This is a genomic window from Luteococcus sp. (genome assembly GCF_043424415.1).
In the GTDB taxonomy this organism is placed as follows: domain Bacteria; phylum Actinomycetota; class Actinomycetes; order Propionibacteriales; family Propionibacteriaceae; genus Luteococcus.
In genome coordinates this window covers 1-19,214 of sequence record NZ_JBHWOO010000140.1, presented here as the reverse complement: position 1 = coordinate 19,214, position 19,214 = coordinate 1, and the positions used below count along the sequence as shown (strand labels likewise).

At 66.2% G+C, this 19,214-nt stretch carries 17 protein-coding genes; 14 read left to right on the top strand and 3 right to left on the bottom strand.

Annotated features, from left to right (window positions below):
* The first annotated feature begins 17 nt into the window (after positions 1 to 17).
* The 4 genes from ACHFFZ_RS08625 (at position 18) to ACHFFZ_RS08610 (ending at position 7,085) form a co-directional block, all read left to right on the top strand.
* Positions 18 to 722, top strand: coding sequence for a hypothetical protein (locus tag ACHFFZ_RS08625; protein WP_394276235.1), 705 nt, complete (start codon positions 18 to 20; stop codon positions 720 to 722).
* Positions 719 to 3,214: an ATP-binding protein gene (locus tag ACHFFZ_RS08620; protein WP_394276234.1), complete on the top strand. Its 2,496-nt coding sequence runs from the start codon at positions 719 to 721 to the stop codon at positions 3,212 to 3,214. The genes ACHFFZ_RS08625 and ACHFFZ_RS08620 overlap by 4 nt, the downstream gene beginning before the upstream one ends.
* Positions 3,215 to 3,312: 98 nt before the next feature.
* Positions 3,313 to 5,517 carry a hypothetical protein gene (locus ACHFFZ_RS08615; protein WP_394276233.1) on the top strand — a complete coding sequence of 735 codons (2,205 nt, stop codon included), beginning with the start codon at positions 3,313 to 3,315 and terminating at the stop codon, positions 5,515 to 5,517.
* A complete protein-coding gene (locus tag ACHFFZ_RS08610) occupies positions 5,514 to 7,085 on the top strand; it encodes a peptidoglycan DD-metalloendopeptidase family protein (protein WP_394276232.1) in 1,572 nt (523 codons plus the stop codon). The genes ACHFFZ_RS08615 and ACHFFZ_RS08610 overlap by 4 nt, the downstream gene beginning before the upstream one ends.
* A gap of 172 nt (positions 7,086 to 7,257) precedes the next feature.
* Here the strand turns inward: ACHFFZ_RS08610 and ACHFFZ_RS08605 are convergent, their stop codons facing one another.
* Entirely contained in the window at positions 7,258 to 7,407 is a 150-nt protein-coding gene (locus ACHFFZ_RS08605; protein ID WP_394276231.1) for a hypothetical protein, read from the bottom strand.
* 40 nt (positions 7,408 to 7,447) lie between these two features.
* Here ACHFFZ_RS08605 and ACHFFZ_RS08600 point away from each other — a divergent pair, with 40 nt between their 5' ends.
* From ACHFFZ_RS08600 to ACHFFZ_RS08585, 4 genes are all read left to right on the top strand, one after another.
* A complete protein-coding gene (locus ACHFFZ_RS08600; protein ID WP_394276230.1) occupies positions 7,448 to 7,861 on the top strand; it encodes a hypothetical protein in 414 nt (137 codons plus the stop codon).
* A 62-nt stretch (positions 7,862 to 7,923) separates the two neighbouring features.
* Positions 7,924 to 8,226, top strand: coding sequence for a transcriptional regulator (locus tag ACHFFZ_RS08595; RefSeq protein WP_394276229.1), 303 nt, complete (start codon positions 7,924 to 7,926; stop codon positions 8,224 to 8,226).
* Between the two features lie 35 nt (positions 8,227 to 8,261).
* Positions 8,262 to 10,325, top strand: a complete 2,064-nt coding sequence (locus ACHFFZ_RS08590) for an FtsK/SpoIIIE domain-containing protein (protein ID WP_394276228.1) — start codon at positions 8,262 to 8,264, stop codon at positions 10,323 to 10,325.
* Positions 10,326 to 10,937: 612 nt separating this feature from the next.
* Positions 10,938 to 11,654: a metal-dependent hydrolase gene (locus ACHFFZ_RS08585; protein WP_394276227.1), complete on the top strand. Its 717-nt coding sequence runs from the start codon at positions 10,938 to 10,940 to the stop codon at positions 11,652 to 11,654.
* A gap of 392 nt (positions 11,655 to 12,046) precedes the next feature.
* On the opposite strand, the gene ACHFFZ_RS08580 is transcribed toward ACHFFZ_RS08585, so the two are convergent.
* Entirely contained in the window at positions 12,047 to 12,199 is a 153-nt protein-coding gene (locus tag ACHFFZ_RS08580) for a hypothetical protein (RefSeq protein WP_394276226.1), read from the bottom strand.
* 249 nt (positions 12,200 to 12,448) lie between these two features.
* Between ACHFFZ_RS08580 and ACHFFZ_RS08575 the strand changes: the two genes are divergently transcribed.
* The 6 genes from ACHFFZ_RS08575 (at position 12,449) to ACHFFZ_RS08550 (ending at position 17,381) form a co-directional block, all read left to right on the top strand.
* Complete coding sequence (locus tag ACHFFZ_RS08575) at positions 12,449 to 13,018, top strand: hypothetical protein (RefSeq protein ID WP_394276225.1); 570 nt, start codon at positions 12,449 to 12,451, stop codon at positions 13,016 to 13,018.
* Positions 13,019 to 13,132: 114 nt separating this feature from the next.
* Positions 13,133 to 15,409 (top strand): amidoligase family protein, encoded by a 2,277-nt coding sequence (locus ACHFFZ_RS08570; RefSeq protein ID WP_394276224.1) that lies wholly within the window; start codon positions 13,133 to 13,135, stop codon positions 15,407 to 15,409.
* A gap of 62 nt (positions 15,410 to 15,471) precedes the next feature.
* Positions 15,472 to 16,356 (top strand): hypothetical protein, encoded by an 885-nt coding sequence (locus ACHFFZ_RS08565; RefSeq protein WP_394276223.1) that lies wholly within the window; start codon positions 15,472 to 15,474, stop codon positions 16,354 to 16,356.
* Complete coding sequence (locus tag ACHFFZ_RS08560) at positions 16,356 to 16,691, top strand: hypothetical protein (protein ID WP_394276222.1); 336 nt, start codon at positions 16,356 to 16,358, stop codon at positions 16,689 to 16,691. Before ACHFFZ_RS08565 ends, ACHFFZ_RS08560 begins: the two co-directional genes overlap by 1 nt.
* 26 nt (positions 16,692 to 16,717) lie before the next feature.
* A complete protein-coding gene (locus ACHFFZ_RS08555) occupies positions 16,718 to 16,900 on the top strand; it encodes a hypothetical protein (protein WP_394276221.1) in 183 nt (60 codons plus the stop codon).
* 250 nt (positions 16,901 to 17,150) lie between these two features.
* Positions 17,151 to 17,381, top strand: a complete 231-nt coding sequence (locus tag ACHFFZ_RS08550; protein WP_394276220.1) for a hypothetical protein — start codon at positions 17,151 to 17,153, stop codon at positions 17,379 to 17,381.
* 58 nt (positions 17,382 to 17,439) lie between these two features.
* Here the strand turns inward: ACHFFZ_RS08550 and ACHFFZ_RS08545 are convergent, their stop codons facing one another.
* Positions 17,440 to 18,006: a hypothetical protein gene (locus ACHFFZ_RS08545; protein ID WP_394276219.1), complete on the bottom strand. Its 567-nt coding sequence runs from the start codon at positions 18,004 to 18,006 to the stop codon at positions 17,440 to 17,442.
* Between the last annotated feature and the right edge of the window lie 1,208 nt (positions 18,007 to 19,214).

Sequence of the window (19,214 nt, the reverse complement as noted above, 5' to 3'; positions counted from 1 at the left end):
AAAGGAGGACCCTCACCATGGACAGATTCACCGCCATGTGGCACACCGAGGGGCGCCGCCAGCCCGCAGTCCTAGGCAAGGACCCGGCCGGCAAACCCATTCCCGGCGGCCCCTACACCAGCTACCAGGTGGGCGCCGCTGCCCTGGTGGGGGGCCTCCTGTTCGTGACGCGACCCCTGTGGGGATCAGCACTGGGATTCGACGTCATCCGTGAGCTGGGCGCCATCGTGATCGCCGTCTGGTTCGTCAACCGGGCCGCAGTCAAGATCGACTACACCAATGTGTCCCTCATCTGGGACCTCGTTGGCGGAATCAAGTGCCTATCCCTGCACCTCAGCTCCGAGCACCCCATGGTCACCACCACAGGACGGGCCCCACGGTCTGTGAAGCCGAGCTCCTTCGAAAGTCGATGCCAAGTGGTGAGCTTCGTCGAGCGCGCCACCCAAGCAGACCAGCACGAGCCGCTGCAGGTTCCCCACGAGGAGGCCCCCACCTTGGTGATCGAGGCCCCCGCAGCCCGCGAGGTCACTGACCAGACATCCGCGGAGACGAGGAACCCCCGTCGGAGGCCTCGGACCCCCAAGCGGGTCACGGATCCCCATCACGAAGCACCCTTCCCGCCAGCGCCCGAGACAGAACTGCCCTCCCACCAGCACCCCCCCACCAGCGCCCTGGAGAACTTCCTTCTGGCCGCAACCAGCACGACAGGAGCCCCCCGATGACCGCAGCCGCCGAGCAGTTCATCGCCGGACCACTCCGGTGGACCTCCACCGGATCAGTCCTGGCCACCTGGTGGCTGAAGGAGCCCCTCCAGATCGCCCGCTGCCAAGGTGATGCCCTCGACAACATCTCTCTGGAGCGCGGGCTCTGGGAAGCCCTCGCCGGCCATCGCTACTGGTTCGAGTCGATGGTCTGCTGGACCAGCCCGTCCACCATCGCCGAGGCGATGCTCAGCGCAGGCCGAGACCAGGTCCCCGGATACGGCAGCATCATCGACCAGACGCTGGACCAGCTGGATGAGCACTGGCTGGGCCATCGCCGCCACTTCCTGACCGTAGAACTGTCCACGGGACTTCACGACAGCATCACCCGCACCGGAAGGGCAGCCGCCAGCAGCATCATGGCCATGGGCGGCCTGACCCCCCTCGCACCCTCGGCCAAGGAGTACGAGAACGCCCTGGATCGCGCAGAGGACTTCCGACTGCAGATCCCCGCGGAGTACCAGGCCCGGCCCGTCACCCCCGAGATCATGGAATGGGCCCGCCGCCACCACATCCGCCGCACCGGCGAGGACTTCACCACCTTGATCACCGATGCCGACCGCGCCCTGCTCGACATTCCCCAGAGCGCTGCGCGCCTGGAGGGAGCGGCCCTCGACCCCTCGGGAATCTCCACCCTGCCCAAGCACCAGCGGTCCCTGGCACCGTGGAAGCACAAGTGGGTGGCAGTCACCGATGAGGATGGGGAGACCAACTACCAGGCCCACCTGATCATGCGCAGCGTCCCCCGCAACCTCAGCTGGCCCAGCATGGAGTTCCTGCGTCGCATCGACGATTCCGGCGTCCAGGTCGACTACAGCATCGTCGGTCTCGGCCGTAGCCGTTCCGACGCGCAGCAGCGCAACGCCAAGGCACTCACCCAGCTCAACAACCAGGTGGATCAGGTCGAAGGGGGAACCGTCGGCACGGCGAACTCCCACCTCAGCCGCCTCCAGTCCGCAGCCAGCGTCCTCGACACCTACAACGAGGACTTCACCGATGACGAGAGCCTGGTCGAACACGAACCGGTCATCATCGCCTCCATCTGCGCCGACAGCCCCGAGAAGCTCGAACAAGAAGTCAAGACATTCCTGGCCATGAAGGGGCCGGTGAAGTGGGCACGTCCCATCGGCGCCGAGGACGCAGCCTTCATGGCCCGCCAGCCCGGAGGTGAGATCACCTCCGAACTGCACGCCTACCACCAAGTCACCCACTCGGTCACCATGGCAACAATGGGAGCGGTCACCACCAGCCGCCTGGGCCACGAGACCGGCTTGCCCCTGTTCATCGACGAGACCCTGCCCCTTCGTCGGGCCGTGCTCTGGGAGCCCTTCGGTGAAGGTCACGAGTACAAGCAGCGCGCCGCAGCCATGGCGACCATGGGAGAACAGGGCTCGGGCAAGACCTACTGCGGAATGACCCTGTCCGGCGTGATGGTCGACACGGGAGCGCGCTTGGTGGCCACCGACACGACCGCTGAGCGGGAGTGGACGATCTTCGCTGACAGCCTGGGCACCAACACCGAGGTCGCCAAGGTCGACTTCGAATTCCCCGTCTCGAGCGTGGACCCGTTGCGCTGCCTGCCGCTGAAGGATGGCGCCAAGGTCACCGAGCAGTTTCTGTCCACGCTGCTGGACCTCCAGGCAATGTCAGCGCCGTCGATCGCTCTGAAGGAGGCGCTGTCGACCAGCTTCCTGGCCGAGCACCACATCGACTCGATCCCCAAGCTGCTGGCCAACATCGGCAAGGTGCAGCGTGCCGGCGCCGGTGAGCTCCACGACCTGCTCGACGTGTGGTGTGACAAGGACAAGTACCCAGCCATCTTCGATCTGGATCTTCCTCCGGTCAGCACGACCAGCCAGTGCCTCATCTGGGGTACGCACGGCATCAAGATGCCCACGGACAAGGAGCTGAGCACCGAGCACCTGTTCCGTCGGATGGACGAGAGCAAGCGCATGGGGCGCGCGATCTACGCCCTGTTCTCGTGGTTCTCGACCCACCTGTGCCTGCGAAACCCCAACGAGGCGGCCTACCAGAACATCGACGAGTTCCACCACATCCTGGCCAGCCCGGAGGCGACCGAGGGACAGATGGAGTTCCTGCGTTACCTGCGCCACATGCGCGCGATGACCCACTACCAGACCCAGTTGGGAGAGATTCCCGCGGACATGCTCAGCCTGATCGGTACCCGGCTGGCGCTGCGGGTCCAGTCGAGCTCGCTCGATGCTGCCGTGCAGTTCCTCCTGGGGGACCAGGCCGACGCCGAGCAGCGCGCCGCAGTCAAGGAGATGGTCAGCAGCCACAATGCCCCCGGCCGCGGAGCAGGTGTGCTGCGGATGTACCGCGGGGCAGAAGCCCAGCTGGGCAAGGTCCAGGTCCTGCCTCCCTCCACGGAGGCCCGGAGGACCGCGGCCGGAGCATCCGCGTCGACCGAGACCACCGTGTTCGCGGGATGAGGCCAACCATGTCCCTTCCACGCATCTGGCCTGTTCGGGCCCACACCCAGGAGAGGCGCCGCTCCATCCCGGTCTCAGGGCGTATCGCCATCACGGCCATGGTGTTCTCTGTGACCTTCTACGGGGTCCCGGCCCTGGCCGACAGCGCAGCCTCGGTGAACCAAACTCTGGAGCTGTTCAATGCCAAGGACAGCAGGGGCATCTCCCTGAGCCAGTTCCAGCTGTCCATCGACAGCGGCAACCCGGTCACCAGCCCGGAGAAGATGCCGATCTCGATGCTGCTGCAGATGATGTGGACCTGCTACGCGTGGTGGATCGGGATGGTCGGGTGGTTGACCGACTGGATCATGCAGATGGATTGGGTCCCCTACCTGGTGGCGCCCATGGCCACGGCGAGCCAGCGCATCCACGACGACTTCCTGGCGCCGCTCGGCCTGACCAGCGTGGCCGGCCAGGGTGTGATGGGCCTGCTGTTCGCCCTGGCCGCCTGGGCCGGTGCTCGACGCATCCATCGCGGAGAGGGCGTGGCCTCCGGCATGCTCGCCTGGACAGCCAGCGGTCTGGCCGCCACCCTGGCCGTGGGGACCTTCGCGCTGCCCGTGGCCACCATGGTGGGCAGCGAAAGTGGTCTGGCCAAGCCCCTGGTCTATGCGCGCGGCCTGGCGATCCAGGTCTCCTCTTCTGTCCAAGGTAAGCCAGTGGACCTGTCCGACCCCAGCGTCGATGTCCTGGTTCCCGGCCAGCAGCCCACACCCAAGCCCAAGTCCGACACCATCCAGGTCCTCGAGCAGGTTCCAGACAATCTGAAGCTGTCCACGATGCTCGTCGACACCCTGGTTCGACCCGCTCATCAGCAGCTCAACTACGGAGCCGACCTGGACTCGGCCAAGTGCTCCGACGGCAAGCCCGCATCCGATGTCTACGACGAGGCACTCAAGACTGGCCCGCACTGGGACCCATCCGATGACACCGCACGCAAGGCGATGAGCGGCTGCAACAGCACCTACAAGAGGTACGCCGACAACCCATCCTGGGCGTGGGTCTTCACTGGCCTGGTCTTCATGTTGGCCGGTGTGATCCTCGGCCTGGTGATCATCTTCTACCTGTACGTCCTGTGCCGCAGCGTCATTACCCTGCTCTGGTCGGCCTTCAAGGAGACCTACCTAGCCCTGATCGCCATCGTGAACCCGGCCGCCTGGGCGGGGGTCATCGACGGACTTCTGGCGATCGCTGCCAGCCTGTGGCTGATCATCAGCAACCTGGTGATGTTCTCCATCATCCTCATGTCTGTCCGCCGCACACTGACTGCCGAAGACCTGCCCATGGCCGGCCGATTCCTGATCGTGGACATCGTCCTGCTGATGGGAATTGGGTTGCTGAGCTTCAACTTCGTCCAGACGGTGCGGGGCGGAGAGGGGGTGGCCGAGCGGCTGCGGCGGCGGTTCAACCTTCCGAAGGATCGCGGAATGAACTGGGGCCAAGCAGTGCGCGACGCCACGGTCGGCTACACCATGGTGAACAACCTGCGCCAGCGCCGCGAACAGCCGAGCAACGCCACCGGCACCACGGTCAGCGGAACCGCGGAGCAGAAGACCGATCGCGGACCCAAGGCCGTGGTGCGCACGGCCGTCAACGGCACCAAGCAGGCCGTCAAGGACACGGCCGGCAGGGTCAGCCACCAGACCACTGCCACGGTGCACAAGGCGGCCGACACCTACAAGGAGGTCGCCGACGGGAACAAGGAGGTCAGCGGCGCCGGCAAGGCGATCGTGCCCATCGTGAAGGGGCACAACAAGGTCCGTAGCAAGACCCGGTCCCTGGCGAACAAGGGCTCCCAGATCCTCGACACCGCCGACCAGCGACGACAGGTGACCCGCGAGGGGCAGAAGCCCGACCTTCCACCGCGCAGCGGCAACAGCTTGGTGGACAAGATCGCCGACGGCGTCGGAACGGCCCAGAAGCACAGTGACAAGGCAGCAGCCCGGGTCACCGCGGCACGACACCAGCCACGCCATGCCGACGGGGCCCCTGTCGCACAGTCCAGGGCGGACAAGGGACTGGACCATGCCGGCAAGGTGCTGCGCGGCATGGACAAGGCAACCGGAGCCTACAGAAAGCCCGTCACGGTGGAACCGCCCACCACCCAGCGCAGGACGCTGCAAGACCTGCGTGCCGAGCGCGCCGGCTCCACAGCTGGCCCTCGACGGCCTGCCCCAGCACCTGAAGGAGGGACCAAGCCGCGTCTCGTGACTGGGTCACGGCCGGTGGTCGCGCGCAAGCCGGTCTCGAGGACTGGCGCATGATGCCGCGCCGAAGCACGATGGCGGTGATGTCAGCGATCGGGCTCGTGGTGCTGGCACTGGGGGGGTGCGGAGCGATGCTGTTCAGCAGCGTCATGATGACCTCCATCGCGGGATCCTCGTCCGCGATGCGCCAGCAGAACATGACGCAGGGCTATGGGTTGTCCTCCTTGGTGCCGGCCGAGTACGTGCAGTGGGTGACCAGGGCCGGCAGTCTCTGCCCGGCGGTGACTCCGCCGATGATCGCCGCCCAGATCCAGGCCGAGAGCAACTGGGATCCCACCGCGGTCAGCCCGGTAGGAGCCACCGGGATCGCCCAGTTCATGCCCAGCAACTGGGGCATGATCCGTGACGAGAACGGCAACGGCACCGCATCCCCAACCGATCCTGCCGACGAGATCGTCGCCCAGGGCCGACTGATGTGCGAGTACGCCAGCTATCTGTCCACGGCCTACCAGGGTGAGGAGCTCCAGCGCCTCACCCTGGCCGCCTACAACATCGGCCCCTACAAGGTGCTGGCCCGCGGGTGCATGAAGGCATCGCTGCCCGACTGCCCCGCGACCATGCCCAGGGATCCCTCGGTGCGCGCCTACGTCGCCAAGATCATGTCCACCATGGGCCAGTACGCCTCCACTCCCGCCTCCCTCGCCGTAGGAGTGGCCGGCGGGCCCTGGCAGCAACCGGTGACCTCATGGACTCCTAGCGGCGTGTTCCGCCAAGCCGGACGGATGTGGCGCTGGTGCGGCTTCCACACCGGTTACGACTACGTCGTGCCCACCGGCACGGTGGTCAAAGCAGTGCACCAAGGAACCGTGGTCCATGCCGGCTACGGCGGATCGGGAGCCGGCACCGGCGGCGCCTACGGCAACCAGGTGATCATCGACCACGGGATGATCGACGGCCAGCCGGTACGCACCTACTACGCCCACCTGTCGAGCATCGGGGTGTCTGCTGGACAGAAGGTCACCACGGGCCAAGCGCTCGGACTATCCGGTGCCACCGGCAACGTCTCCGGTCCGCACCTCCACCTCGAGATGAGTGTGGGGACGTCGGGAAACCCCGTATGCGGCAGCTTCGTGGACCCCCACGCCTACATCGTCCAGCACGCCAACGACGCCCGAGTGGACACCTCGGTGCTGGTCACCAGCAACGCGACCACCGGTGCGAAGGCCGTGGCATCCGCACGTACCCAACTCGGGGTGACCTACTCCTACGGAGGGGGAGGGCTGAATGGCCCCTCCAGCAACCTGGACGGGACGGTGGGCTTCGACTGCAGCTCCTTGGTGCGCTTTGCCTGGTACCAGGCCACCGGCGGCCAGGTCACCATTCCTCGCACCACCGGCGAGCAAGTCGGTGCCCTGGCCCCCATCAGCAAGGACGATCTCCAACCAGGTGACCTGCTGTACTTCCAGACCGGCGGCCCCGGCAACATCTGGTCCCACGTCGGGATGTACCTCGGTGACGGTCAGATGATCCATGCCCCCCGCCCCGGCACCGTGGTCACGATCGTCGACGTCACCAGCGGCTACTACGCCAGGATCCCCACCACCTACAGGAGAGTCTCGACATGAACCGCAAGATCGTGATCGCCATCGTCACACTCCTTGCGGTGCTGGTAGGTGCATGGGCAGTCACACACCGCTCCGATCACCCGGCCGACTCCACTTCTGTCCAGTCGACCACGTTGTCGACGTCGTCGTCGCCGATCGGGTCACAGTCCGCGCAGGAGGAACCGTTCCCGGGTCAGCCGTCGCCGAATCCGGTGGCCTCCGGTACTCCGGGCGTCAACAGCGACTTCGACGGACCGCCCACGGCGAGTCCTGCACCGCCAACCCCGATGCCGTCGTGGGTGACGGCGAGGCCAAGCATCACCCCGGCGGGGGATCTGTCCACCCCGGTCCCCTCGTCGTCGGGTCTGCCGCGAGGGGCCCGGGTGTGGAGTGCCCCAGATCTGTCCAACCCCACGGCTGTCGGTGCGGCGTTCGTCCAGGTCTATGCCACCCAGGATGCGGCTGTTGATCCCTCACCGTGGGCGGCGCCGGCGCGCGCATCCCGATTCGCGACTCCCGCCTACGCAAAGGCGCTGCGCAGCGCGACATCGACCGGCGGTGACGAGATGTGGCAGCAGCTGGTCGACTACGACGCGGCCACTGTGGTGGGGGTGGAACCGGCTGCGGTTGCTGCCGCCCCTGCGGACACGGCTGCTGTGGTCTACCGCGCCTATCGGGTGAGGATCGAGGGGCAGGACGACAAGGGGTGGAGTTCCACCGCAGTACAGACGCACATCGTGAAGCTGGTCAAGCATTCGGGGGCATGGGCAGTGGACAACTCGCAGCTGGTGGGGTGAGAAAACCGTGCGGTCGCGGCGACCTTCTTAGAGGTGAAGGACAACCCTGAGGAGGCCCCCGCATGAACACCTTCACGATGAGTGAGGAGCAGGCTCGAGCCCAGACTGATCTCACCCGCGCCATCGCCTCGGCGATCAGGATGGGACAAGCAGTGGCCTGCGTGGAGGAACCAGCGCGGTGGGAGGTCGAGAACGACCCCGACGCCAAGAGGAAATGCCTCGCCTGTCCGGTACTGCAGCTGTGCCGCACCTACGCGGGCACCGGTCTGGTGCGTCACGGCACACTTGCAGGTCTGGACATGGAGGAATGGACAGCCAAGCGCCGTCGCAAGATCCGCACCGATACGCGCCGGGTAGCGGCATGAGTCGATCAGGGGCTTCGGCCCTCAAGCAACGAAGCGTGGCGAAGCCGACCTACACGGTGGAGCAGCTGACGGTAGCTCCCCGGCCCAGCGTTGCCTGGCGGCAGGTGCTGGTGGCCGGTCTCGCCCTGACTGCACTGCTGGGCTGCCTGGTGTGGATGGGAGCATCGGACGACTACGCGTTCTGGGCCGGATTCGTGCTGGCGGTGGCAGGCGGTCAGGCACTGGTCGGCTATCGCAACGAGGAGCGCAACCAGCGTGCTGCCCAAGCGCACACCGCGATGCAGATCAACCTCGGGTTTCCTGTCCGTATCTTGGTGACCTGGTCTGGCCGCTGGATCGGTGAGCCCCGCCAGATCGTCCTGGACTATCCACCCAGTGAGCGCAGCGACACCATCGCGAGCCAGGTCACCACGGCCGCCAACGGGGCGTGGGCGCCAGTCAACTTCACGACCTCCCGCGGCTCATCTGCCCTCGCCGGCAAGCTTCCAGACAAGCTGGGCAAGACAGCCTCCGGGATGTCCTCAGCCCTGCGCAAGCTGCGCAAGTCCCCACCCAACCGGATCGTGCTGTGGCGCAGCGACGGGGAAGAAGTCGAGGGCCAGGCGAAGACCCCGCTGGAGCGTCTGCAGGAACGCATCGTGGACGTGGCCAAGCAGACCTTCGGGGAGGACTGCACCGTCAAGGACTTCAAGACCGATGGCGATCAGGTCCTCGACTTCGTCATCCAGCACCGCGCCGGCCCCAAGCTCGTCGACGACCGGGTCCAGGTCAAGGTCTCTGAAGCGCTGTCGCAGATGATCCCGGGCCGGTGGCGATCGACCTTCGACCTGATCACCGACACCGTTTCTGTCCATTGGCGCCGACCACTGCCGAAGATGGTGATTCGCCCCCTGGACCCTGGCGAACACACCGACACGATGATCCCCATCGGTATCAACGAGGACGGCGTGGTCGTCTACTGGGACTTCGCCGGCCAGTTCGCCCACTTCCTGCTCGCCGGACGCACCCGCACCGGCAAGACCGTCAGCCTCACCGGCACGCTCATCGAGTGCTGCCGACTGGGCCACCGGGTCTACGCCATCGACCCCAAGCGCACCGAGTTCCTCGCGCTGCGGGGATGGCCCAACGTGCAGATGGTCGCCTCCAAAGTGGAAGACCAGCTGGCCCTGCTGCTGTACCTGCGTGACCTCATGATGGAGCGCTACCGCCTGATCGAGGAGGAAGGCGCCGACGAGGACGACTTCGAACACGTCGTGGTCCTGATCGACGAGTACAAGCAGTTCACCTCCAACGTGGCCTCCTGGTGGCGCCAGCACAAGGTCACCGGAATGCCAGCCCAGTGCCCCGCCCTCGACGTGGTCGGAGACCTGCTACGCATGGCCGCAGCCGCCCGCATCCACATCGTCCTGGGCACCCAGCGCCCCGACGCCGACACCGTCGGCGGAGAGGTGCGCGACAACTTCTCGGCCCGCGGCTCCACCGGCGGACTGTCTCCCGACGGCGCCAAAATGATGTACGACTCCGAACACATCGGCGTGGCGATCCCCAAGATCCAAGGCCGCGGAACCTTCGCAGGAACCGACGGCCGCCCCGAGCAGATCCAGTACTTCTTCACCCCCAACCCCCGCAAGGCCAAGAAGCCCGAGCACATCGAGCTCCTCGAAGCCCTGCGACCCGCCCACACCAGCTGGGAGCGCCAGGTCTGGGAGTACCCCGACGAGGAGACCACCACGGAGTGGCTCAATGAGAACAAGAGTGCGAAGGCGGGCCGCGAGTGGGCGCGGGTACTGAACGCTGAGTTGGTCCCGTGGACTGCGGATGCCTCGGTCATGGTGGAGGCCGAGCTGATCGTGGACAGCGATGACGATGCCGACGGCTACGGGCCCGAGGTGACGGTGTGCCCCTCGAGCCTGGTGGTCGGTGACCTGATGCTGATGGACGATGGCGAGGCTGAGGGGGAGTGGGTCACCGTGACCGAGGTTCGGCCCGAGGGTCGCGACACCGTGTGGGTGGGCTGGTTGGGTGAGAGCGATGACGGTCTGATCGCCACCAATGATGACTGCCCGGTGTTTGCGCGTCACCAGGTCGACCAGGGGTGAGCGCGGTGATCGTGGTGGCATCGGCCCAAGGGGCTGCGGGTGCGGGGCTGGACGAGTGGGTCTGGCAGGTGGGTCACGGCACGGCGCCTGGTGCGCCGGTACTGGTGGTGGGTCCCGGGAGTGGGGTTGAGCTGCGAGCCCTGGTCTCCAGGCTGCAGCACGCTGGCGTGTGTGTGACCTTTCTGTCCAGCGGGGATGGTGCTGCTGGCGCGGCGCCGTGGACGAGGCTCGATGAGGTGCTGGAGACCTCGCTGGGGGTGCGCCGACCCATGGTGATCGTCGAGGACGCCGAGGCATTGCTGGACGGCTGGACGAGGCCGGTGCATGGCTACGTGAGTGGAGGGTGTCCCTCGGCCAGTCATTTGTGCCAGGTCATGCGTCGGGGCAGTGCCGTGGGCGTCACCTTCTTGGTGGGGGTTGCCACGGCTTCGGGGCTGGGGCGCATTCTCGGTGAGGGTGTCTCACGGGGGCCGGGCCAGGCAGCATCCGCTGTCCAGGGCAGGTTTCTGTCCGGCTGGGATCGGGGTGCTGCAGCGGCGTCTGGGTCCGGGGCCCTGCAGATGAGTGAGGCCGGCGCGCCGCGCCCCGATCGATGGTTGGTGGTGGGCGCCCATGCTGGGCTATGACCACGCCACGATGGGCGCGATCGCCGGTCTGGCGACGATGCCCGAAGATAAGGGGCTCGCCTATCAGGCGGCGTGGGTCGCGACATGGACGGTTGCGGCGTTGTGGGCCGACTTCGACATGGCCGGGTCCAGTGCAGCGCGCACTTGGGGGCCGTTGACCCAGACGGCGTCGGGAGCGCTTGGACGTTTGGTGGGTGGGCACCGGTGGGGCACCCACGATGTGGTGTTGGCGCCGGCGGTCTTGTACTGGGTGCTGGTGCCGCTGGCGCAGCAGCTGCTGTGGGGGCGCTATCTCCTGGTCGCGCTGCTGCTGGGGTTGGCGCTGAGGACCTTCCTTAAGCCAGGCAGCCTCTCGGATCTGTCCAATCTGGTGTTGTCGTCCTTCGGGTCCTGGTGGTTGGTCTCACACGACCTGGACCTCCAGCTGCCCTTGGCGGGCATCTTGGCCATGGGGGTCTGGGTCCACACCTTGGGTGATCTGCCCACCACCGAGGGGCTACCGGTGCCGGTGGTGTGGATCTTCACCCGGCAGCGCTTCAGCATCCCGCTGTTCAAGGTGGGAGGCATGGTCGAAACCCGGCTCGTGGCTCCCGCGTTGAGCGCGGTGCTGGTGCTGATCGCCAACCAGCGACTGTCCTGGCTGAACTTGCCCCTGCCCGCGCTGTTCGCGCCAGGATCGATGCCCATTCACCTGCCCTTCTGACCGTGGCCTTATGGCGACAGGGACGGGCTGGTCGATTGAAGACCGCCAGGGGGATTGGTGAGGTGGGTCAGTGGCGCAGCAATCGAATCCGTGACCTGCCCAATGCCCTCTCAGCCGCACCAGAGATCAGGGCCTCGGCAAAGTAGGAGACAGCCTAGGCAGGAGCGCGACCCCGGGCCCTCCATCTCACGGAGCATCAGCAGCACCTAGCCCATCAGCAGGCATGAAAGAGCCGGTGCTCGGTCGTTCACCCTTCGGACGACGGAGGAAAACGAGCCGGCACCACGGCCGCGGGCAGTTTCTGCCCAACGCCCACGGCCGCGGGACTCGTGAACCCGGGAGCTCGGTTCGGTAAGACGTGGTGATCACGGACGACCTCGGACCCTGATGGGTCAGCAGGTCCACCGGAACGGCCGGGAGAGATCGATGTCGCGGTGGCAGGTGTCGCAGCGGTAGGTGCGGCCTGCCTGCCAGAAGAGCTTTCCGGAGCAGCGGGGATCGCGGCACTGGCGATCCAGACTGGTGAGGGGGTGCTGGATGGTCATGTCGGCCTTTCAGGAGGGTCAGATGGCGGGGGTCGCCGTCAACTGAATGTGTGCCACATCCCTCTTGGAGCGCCCGCAGGGACGAGACCGGGGGTGTGTCCGCCCACCCACGCCCGGGGAGAATGCGCCATGCTCGACGCCATGACCTGGCACACCCTCGCCCCACTGGCCGTCACCCTGCTCGCGGGCGGGGGATGGCAAATCCTGTGCCGCCAGCTACCAGAACCAGAACCGGCGCCCACACAGCCCGTGACCGGCCGCACCCCGCATGAACCCAAGACCCCCTACCGACAGCTGACCAACCCCCTGCCCACGATCCTGATCGCACTACTGGCCGGGAGCGCCAGCTGGCTGGTGATGCAGAAGGTATCGCCGGTGTTGTGGCCGGTGTGGGCGGTGATGGTGACCTTCGGGTTGTGGCAGGCCGGGTTCGACGCGGGCACGACCTGGATCCCGAAGCGGGTGGCGCATGCCACCTGGTGGGTGCTTGCGGTCGCGGTGGTGGCTGTGGGGGCGATGTCGCCCAGCACCGGGGCGCTGACGCTGGTCAGCTCGCTGCTGTGCGTGGCCGCGTTCTGGGCGGTGTGGGCGCTGACAGGAGCGGGCTTCGGGTTCGGAGATGTGCGATTCGCCCCGCTGGTCGGAGCAGTCTCGGGCGCATTGTGGGGTGGGGCTGGGCTGGCGCTGGTCGTCGCGGCCGGCCTCGTCCTCACGCTGGCGTGGATGGTGACCGATCGGGCGCTGAGCGGTCAACGGCGCCTCGTGCCGTGGGTACCGGGGCTGTGGGCAGGCTGCGTGATGACCCTGTTGCTGCTGTGACCCGCACGGCACCGACACTGCACCAGCTGGAATCTGTCCAACGGTGAGAATTCCAGGCCCAGACAGCCACCTTCTCTTGAGCGACACCCCTCCACGACTCAGGAGAACCCACACATGGTTTGCCGCGAATTCAACATCGGGTCGGTCGTCATCGCCCAGGTCCGCACCGGGAGCTGGCTCACCGACAACCAGGTCCAATCAATCTTCCACACCCTGGGCCACGACCCCCGCGTCCAACACGCCCCAGGCGTGCCACATCCCCACTGGGACCGCCGCGAAGTCTTCGACCGCATCGTGGCCCGCGCCGAACAGGACATTGAGACCAACCCCATGTGGCGCCCCGCACGCCGCAACGGGTTGAGAGAACGACTCCATTCCGATCTGGAGCGTGCCTACACCGGCCTGACACCCGAACAGCTCACCGCCTTGGAACGGCTGGCCGGCGGCGTGCAGGAAGCCCAACGGCAACTGCGCTCCCGGTTGCAGCAGATTGCGGGTCGGCGGGGGATGAGTGAGCGGGAGGTGATGGCCGAGTACACCCGGTTGCGGGCTGAGGCGCCGCGGGGGCGGGGTGCACGGGCCACTGATGCCGAGCGTGCCGCGTTGGGGCTGATTCCTGCTGATGGTGCGACCCGGTATGCGTTGCGGCACTTGGAGCAGGCTGAGCCGCGACGTGAGCCCCAGCGAGAGGTCAATCAGTGGATGCCGGTGACTTCGGATCCTGGGCGGGACAATCCGGTGGTGGAGGTGGGGATCTCGGATGTGTCCAACCGCATCGAGGCTCGGCACGCGGATGGGACGACCACCGCCTGGGTTGGGACGCCTGACTCCCAGCAGCGGTTGCTCAACACGATGGGGCAGGGTCACGTCCCTGCGTCGCTGGTGCGCGAGGTGTGTCACGATCCGGCGCCGAGCACGGACTCCGGCTACCGGATCCGGTGTGACACCTGCGGCCGGTTCGTGGGGAGCCGCCCTCACCAGTGTGTCAACGTCACCCGGGCGGGCCTGGCTCAGACGGTCCAGAGTGTGCGCGGCGCCCAGATCACCTTCGTGGACCTCCAGCAGCTCCACGCGGCCCTGACCTCCAATGACGATGTTCGGATGTTGGCGGTCCCCACCTCGGTCGACCTGGGGGAGGTCCGAGTCGATGGCGACGTCGCTGTGCGGCGAGGCCTGGATGCCGTCAACGCCTCCCGGGACACCACCGTGTCCAACCTCGACATCGACGATGCCGGTCTCAGTGACACCTTGACCTGCAATGCCTGCCATTCGGGCCACTGTGAGCACGCTGATGCTGCCCGCGAGCTTCTGCGCCAGCAGTTTCGCACTACCGGCACGGTGCCCAATCCGCTGGCGCGCAGCCGCTCCCGCAACGCCGTGCTGGATGAGATTGCCCAGGTCACCACAGCCGAAGCGACGGCAGCAGAACAGGAACCTGCTCGGGTCCAGGTCACCGAAGCCACCCTGAGCATGGTCGAGCGTCCCGACGTCTTCCGCACCATGGCGCGTCAGGGTGCCTCCGAGGGGGTCTCTTTCGATGCTCGCGACGGCGCATTGACCGGTCACGCAGCCGGTGTGCGATTCGGTGTCGAGTTGGAGTTCGGAGGAAACTCGACCTCGGTGACCAACGCCTTGGCCGACGCAGGCATCATCCCAAGCCGTGGAATGCGCGGCTACCACCACGCTCAGCGCTCCGGATGGGTGGACTGGAGCCTGGAGATCGACGGGTCTGTCTCCGGAGAGCTCGTCAGCCCGATCCTCAGCGACACCGAGGACCACTGGCGAGCACTCGAACGTGCCTGCGCCACCATCCGCGATAACGGCGGCACCACCAGAAACGCCGGCAGCCACACCAACATCTCCAGCGACAACTTCCGACCCGAACATGCGTGGCGGCTGGCCCACCTGATGCGCATGCACGAGGACGACCTGTTCCGAATGGGCCGCACCCGCGGCTCAGCCCGCGCCATGCACTACACCGGCGGCATGCCAAATCCCGGCATGAGCCAATGGAGCGACACCACCAACGCCTACATCCTCTACGGCTACAGCATGGTCAACCTCGAGGACGCCTTCCGCGAGCCGGGTCACGCCCGCCTCGAGTACCGCTTCCCCGACGCCTCCCACCAGCCCGGAGTCATCCAAGGCCAGGTCAAACTCTGTGCCGCCATGACCAACTGGGTACGCCACAACGAGGTCACCCCCGGAACAGCCCGCCCCCTGGGCACCTCGCGCAGCGAAGGATGGGGAGCTCGCGCCATGACCGGTACTCCCGACGAGTTCGCCGACCACACCGCCGGCGTCCGCACCCTCATCGACCAGCTCTTCGACAACGACAACGACCGCATCCAGATCGCCCAGCTCTGGGGGCAGGGCAGCTACAACCGCTAAAAGTAAAAAGGCTTGACAAATATTATAGGATGCTAACCAACCTCATTCGGAAGGCCCGAACCATGACCACCTACCCCGAGACCTACGTCCTGCCAGACGCCACCCAAGACCACGACCACGCCGGCGCCCTCGTCGCACCCCTGACCAGCACCGGCCACCACTTCACCTACGCCCTACGTCACGACAGCCGCCAGGTCACCATCTACGCCACCAACGCCCACGCCATCCTGGCCACCCTCATCGACCACTACGACCCCCGCGACCTCGACGCCACCGACCCCACCAACGACCGCCAGCTCGAACTCACCCGCATCGACCAGCGATCCCGCCACGCCTACCACGCCACCATCAACCACGCCGCCCAGGCCATCCTTCGCGGCGCCCCCGACGATGTCGTGGCCGTGCTCCAGCGCTCCACCGACTACACCCGACCCCTCACCCACACCGAGCTGGCCGAGTGGACCCACGAGATCCCCCTCGTACTCATCGGCTCCTTCTACGGCCCCGGCCAAGCCCAGCCACCCACCGGCAACGTGGTCATGCTGCGCACCGACGACGCCGACGACTACCTCCACGACCTCGCCCAGATCGGCGCAATCCACCTCATCGAGCACTGCAGCGCCATCACCCCACCGGTGCGCGTCATGGTCGACATCGACCCCAGCCCCACCACAACCCTCCAACCCCGGCTCGACGCGCTGGACCAGGCCACACGCGCACTGAAAGCCACCCCCAACGACACCAACACCACCATCGTCCGGGAGCGCGCCGCCGCCCTGGTCGCGGTGCTGCAGAACTATCCGATCGAGGGCATCGACCTCGCCAGCGTCCAGCAGAGCCTGGACCAGATCGAAGAGCCCACGGTCCTGGCTCGCACGATCAACCGTGACCTGGTCCAGCCCCTACGGGCTGAGATCGCCGCTGGCGAGGGCCAGGAGGACTCCTGATGAAGCCGATGGAGGAATGGGGTGCTGACGAGTGGGTCACCACCGGGCTCGCCGTCCTGCTGGGCGGCAGCGTCGTGACCAAGCTGAGCACCTGGTGGAGCGCCAACGGGCGCCAGTGGCTGCTGGACAACGAGGTGCTCGTGCCGTCTGGTCCATGGACCATCCCGGTCGGGTCCTACGGATCGCTCGATGCGCCCCGGATCCTGGGCATCGCGGCTGCGCTGGTCCTGATGGCGATGGTGTACCGCCTCATGGTCGAGCCTTCGCTGCGCAAGAAGCGGGCCCAGAAGGATGCTCAGGACAAGGTGAAGAACGCGCTGCAGGAGCTGAAGTGAACAGCGTGTCTGGGAGGGAGATTCACGTGGGTGACCTGGTGCGTCGCGGCCGCGGAGTGACGGTGTGGCGTGTGGTCTCGATCAGTGACCAGTTCATCTCGCTTCTGTCCACCAAGGACGGCTGGACCACGAGCAGTGTCCAGCCCCACAAGGCCTCGACGCTGACGCTGGTCGATGGTGGGCTGGATCCTGCACAGGAGGCGGGTTGAGTCATCGCACCGTTCAGGCCCGCCAAACGGGGGACGAGGTCGTCTCTCGCCCCTCAGGTCCACCAGTGAAGGGGAATTGACCATGGAGTACGACAGCATCCGAGCGGGGCTGTGGCTTCCTGAGGGCATGAGTGGTGGGCTCCTGACGAGCTACCAGATGCCTTCACAGGAACAGGATTCCCCTCAGGGGAGAGCCTGGGTGATCCATTGCCGCACCTCTGTCCAGTCCAGGACCTCCCGGCTCGTGCGCGTGACCATCCCCGGCAGGTCACTGCACGTCCAGGTGGCTGGCGCGGGCTCGACGCAATCCACGCCACGGGAGGTGCGGGTGGAGCTGTGGTCCCAGGAGTCGGGCTGGATCGTGCTGGCTGACCTGGTTGCGCCGGCGCCGGAGGTTCCGGTGGGTCCGGTCGAGGACGCCGCCCATGCCATCCGGTATGCCCTGATGGTGAACGCCCCGGTCCTCGACGTGCTGAGCTGACCACCATCCTGGTCGGAGATCTGGGGGTGGGCCGACCGCAGCCCTGGGGCGTGGTCGGTCAGTCCTGGCTATCGGGGGACGCGGGGATTTTCTTGACCTCGGCTTCGCTGAGCTGGGCGAGGATCTCCTGCTGGTCGCGCTTGCTGGCGGTGGCGTAGGCAGCAGTCAAGGACTCGCGGAGCTGGTTGGCGTAGCTGTAGAGCTGCGGCCGGGACAGGCCGACAATCTTGGACAGCAGTGACGTGCCGAGGTAGCCGGGGGAGTGGATGGGAGGGACGTCGGCCACCAGGTTCTTCAACGCGTTCTGATGGCGCTCGAGTTCGTCTTCGAGATGACGGATCTGTCCAGCCAAGGACTCGAAGATGACGACACGATCGCGCGGGATGACATCGAGGGTGGCCGGCAAGTCGATGGAACGGGGACGCTTGGTCAGCTCCCATCCGTGCGCGGACAAGGTGTGATCGATAGCAGCCACCACGGATGCTGGCTCGTCAGGGACGGGAGTGCTCCAAGTGTGGATCGGCTCCCAGTTCCATGCGGATCGTGCGGGGATCCAGGCCTGGATCTCGGCCTGGAAGCTCAGGACATCGCTGTCCTGGGTGGCGATGACACGGTATCTGCGCACGAACAGCTCGTTTCTGTCCAAACAAGGATGATGTCAACGCAGTTTACAGATCCAGGAGCGCCGAGACTGCTCGGTGCAGACGGGCACGTTGATTGATCAGCCGGCGGCCAGACACACCCGCTGAAACACTGAGGGCGGTTCAGCGACCTGATCCTTGGGAAAGTCAGAGCGCCCGGGGCGACACCCCATCGAGTGTCGTCCCGGACGCTCTTGTAGGAGGCGGAAGAACCACCTATCCGGTCATCCGAAGATGAGGCGCCACAGCATTACCAGCCCGTGCCAGACCCACGGCACCGCGACCCTCACCCCCTGAATTAGAGCGTGGCCGACGGGCCGGTCACCAAGCCGGTCGACTTGCTCGACTAGCGACAAGACGAGGCCGATGGTGACGAGGAGGTCGGCTCTCGGTGGCTTCCCCTGACCCTCGGGGGTAGTGGATGGACGGGTGGGCGTGAGCGTCGAATTGCTCATGGGAATTTCCTTTGTGTGGTGGATGGGACACCACCCACTCCCGCAACCAGGAGTCCCACAGTGCGCAGCAAAGGCACTGACCCGCAGCGAGAAGCCCTTGCGTCTTCTTCTGCGGGTGCTACCGTTGACTTGGAGAGACCCCGGTATAGCCGTGACTCCGAGGAAGCAGGAGTGACTGCTGACCCTCGAATTTGTATGCAACCCGTCGAACCCGCCTTTGAGAGCTGCAACTCTCGGAGCGCGGGTTTGTCGTGTTACCCCTCAAGGACAGCAGGCGCCGCAGCCAAGATCAAACATGGGGGGGCAAAACTGAGCCCATTCGGCTGCTCGCTTAGGTTCCCGCGGCAATCCAGCGGTGCAAAAAGCACCTGCATTCAAGGCAGTTTTTAGACAAGGCACCTCCCCAAAGGAAATCTGTGTGATCTTTCTAACACCAAGGCGTGCCTGCCGGTATTGACCGAATTGGTCGGCGCGTGCGTTTCACTCGGGCTCGCCTGTGCTGCGCACGGCTGAACCAGGTCGAGCGGGTGCTGGAGTGGTCACGCAGTCCTCCCGGCGATCTGATCGCCTAGGTGGTCCAGGCACTGGGGCTGTCGGCGAAGGTGGTGCGGCCCTGGCTGGCTGGGCTGATGTGGGGTCGTTGGTAGTGGCCAGACTCGGCCGGGGCTCAGTGCCAGGAGGTGGGGGCTGGGTGCAGCGCTACTTCCAGACCTAGCCCGAGCCATGGAGTCATCGAG

Coding starts and splice junctions, on each gene's coding strand:
- ACHFFZ_RS08625 (WP_394276235.1), top strand. CDS start 18: ATGGACAGATTCACCGCCATGTGGCACACCGAGGGGCGCCGCCAGCCC.
- ACHFFZ_RS08620 (WP_394276234.1), top strand. CDS start 719: ATGACCGCAGCCGCCGAGCAGTTCATCGCCGGACCACTCCGGTGGACC.
- ACHFFZ_RS08615 (WP_394276233.1), top strand. CDS start 3,313: ATGGTGTTCTCTGTGACCTTCTACGGGGTCCCGGCCCTGGCCGACAGC.
- ACHFFZ_RS08610 (WP_394276232.1), top strand. CDS start 5,514: ATGATGCCGCGCCGAAGCACGATGGCGGTGATGTCAGCGATCGGGCTC.
- ACHFFZ_RS08595 (WP_394276229.1), top strand. CDS start 7,924: ATGAACACCTTCACGATGAGTGAGGAGCAGGCTCGAGCCCAGACTGAT.
- ACHFFZ_RS08585 (WP_394276227.1), top strand. CDS start 10,938: ATGCTGGGCTATGACCACGCCACGATGGGCGCGATCGCCGGTCTGGCG.
- ACHFFZ_RS08580 (WP_394276226.1), bottom strand. CDS start 12,199: ATGACCATCCAGCACCCCCTCACCAGTCTGGATCGCCAGTGCCGCGAT.
- ACHFFZ_RS08570 (WP_394276224.1), top strand. CDS start 13,133: ATGGTTTGCCGCGAATTCAACATCGGGTCGGTCGTCATCGCCCAGGTC.
- ACHFFZ_RS08565 (WP_394276223.1), top strand. CDS start 15,472: ATGACCACCTACCCCGAGACCTACGTCCTGCCAGACGCCACCCAAGAC.
- ACHFFZ_RS08560 (WP_394276222.1), top strand. CDS start 16,356: ATGAAGCCGATGGAGGAATGGGGTGCTGACGAGTGGGTCACCACCGGG.